The organism is Acidobacteriota bacterium (assembly GCA_003225175.1).
GTDB lineage: Bacteria > Acidobacteriota > Terriglobia > Terriglobales > Acidobacteriaceae > Gp1-AA112.
Genome location: QIBA01000030.1, coordinates 1 through 1,742 on the forward strand (window position 1 = coordinate 1; position 1,742 = coordinate 1,742).

Annotated in this window: 2 protein-coding genes and 1 pseudogene (1 of these 3 running past the window's edge); all 3 read right to left on the reverse strand. The window is 57.1% G+C overall.

Annotated elements, in window-relative coordinates; translation table 11 throughout:
- Positions 1 to 309: 309 nt before the first annotated feature.
- On the reverse strand, positions 310 to 1,095 hold the full coding sequence (locus tag DMG62_02305) for a hypothetical protein (GenBank protein ID PYY24420.1): 786 nt from the start codon (positions 1,093 to 1,095) through the stop codon (positions 310 to 312).
- Between the two features lie 48 nt (positions 1,096 to 1,143).
- Positions 1,144 to 1,742 (reverse strand): hypothetical protein (locus DMG62_02310; protein PYY24595.1); only part of this gene is annotated, 599 nt, incomplete at its 5' end.
- Positions 1,703 to 1,742, reverse strand: a pseudogene (locus DMG62_02315) (hypothetical protein); it runs 587 nt beyond the window's last position. The gene DMG62_02310 and the pseudogene DMG62_02315, both read right to left, overlap by 40 nt.

Consider the following 1,742-nt stretch of genomic DNA (forward strand, 5'->3'; position numbering starts at 1 on the left):
GTACGCGATTACGCGAAACGAATTACGCGTGCGGCAATGAATTCAACATTTCCGACCAGGAGCTGTTCTCGTTGTTTAGAGTGCGCGTGAATGTGCGGAACCGAAAGGGGATAGCCTGAGAGCCTGATGGTTCATGCATGAATACCTAAACAAAGAGCGCGATTTCATGGTTACTGCTCGCCATATAGCGAGCTATCAGTGAGCTTGAGCCACCCGCCCGAATACAAACAGGGAAGGCTTGCCACCCGCCGGCGCAATTAGAGGGCCCACCCTGAAAAATATTACGCCTTCAGAACGCCACGACTGAGATCAGCCAGCCGACGGCACGATGGAACCGAATGCGCCGAGTTCGCCTCGTCGGAGGCTGAGCGCGACGCTGATGCGATACCAGAGACGACGCAGCAAAGACGGTGGCTGCACGACGACTGAGCGCGGAGAAGTGGCGTCGCCGATTCGTTTTAGGAAGATGTGTACGCCGCCTCGTTGCCATGAAAGCAGGGTTTGCGCTAAGTCGCCGGCGATGTCCGAGTCCTTTTGCAGGACGATCACACTGCCGATGGCATGCGCGAGCAGGAAGTCTGCGGAAGGGAAGTCGGTCTCGAAGGAGACGGAACGATTGTCGAAGATTCCAGGCTCGGGATCGATGCGGGCGATGCGCCGGTCTGCATCCAGAAGAAATGCCGGAGGGGCGGCTGGAGACAGGTGGATCTTCTTGAGGGTAGCAGTTTCGCGGCAGATCGCAGCCAGGATCGGCGTTACCTCCACGGTCGTTGTGGATCGCGCTTGAGGCGGCGTCAACTTTTCGTTCAGCGGAAAAGGGAGCGCGTTGTAGAGAGGGATTGGGCGATATCGGCGGCGCGCTAGTTCAAGGCCGTACATTACGCCTTCTTCTCCAGGAACATCGACGACGATGGCATAAGATCCCGAACTGGGAAGCCAACCAGTTTGGATCCGCGCAGCAGTTTGGAGGCGCTCAGATCCAGCCGTGGGTGCTTCCAGGACGCTGTCGGCAAATGCGAACAGGACGGGCTTTACCCACCGGGACCACACCGCCTCGGACGGGGCCCAGACGCGGTGAACCGCGTCTTTATTCAAGGGTGTATCTCCTCTTTATCCTGATGTCTTCTATTCTGAATCTCCTCTTTATTCGAGATTGGCTGCCTCGTGAATCAGCAAAGCGGCATCCATGGCCGCGTAGTCGATCACCGGCTTCGTGGCAACTCTTGCGTAGGCTCCGGCTGCGCGTCCGTCGATGACGTAGACGCCGATGCATGGATATACCAGGCCAAGATCCGAATTGATGGGTAACGCGTGGAAGCGTCGTTGTGCAATCCAGCGCGCTGGATCTTTCTTGATCATGCGACGCGCGACGTTCCATGCTTCTCGATTCATCAGCTCGGGTATGTGGACCTCGTCACCGGTGTTCGAGTAGGCGAGCTTCAGTACCCAGTCGTCTCCGGCTTCCCATTTTGTATCTCTCGGATCACACGATTCCGGAAGCAGCTTCCGCCAGGTGCTCATGTCTGACGAGAGATAGTTCCAGATGAGCGGGAACCGCTTGCTCTCGGTGAGGAGCGCGCTTGCGGGATTTGTGACGGGAGTCTTGCCTTGCGCAAAGAGCCATTTCCATCCATTGCCATTCTGGGATTTGGCCAGCCACTCTCCCTGGTAGAAGCGGACGATCGCGTCAACAGGAATCTGCTTACCTTTTGAGACGGAGTTTGCCCGCCCAGATTTCCAGT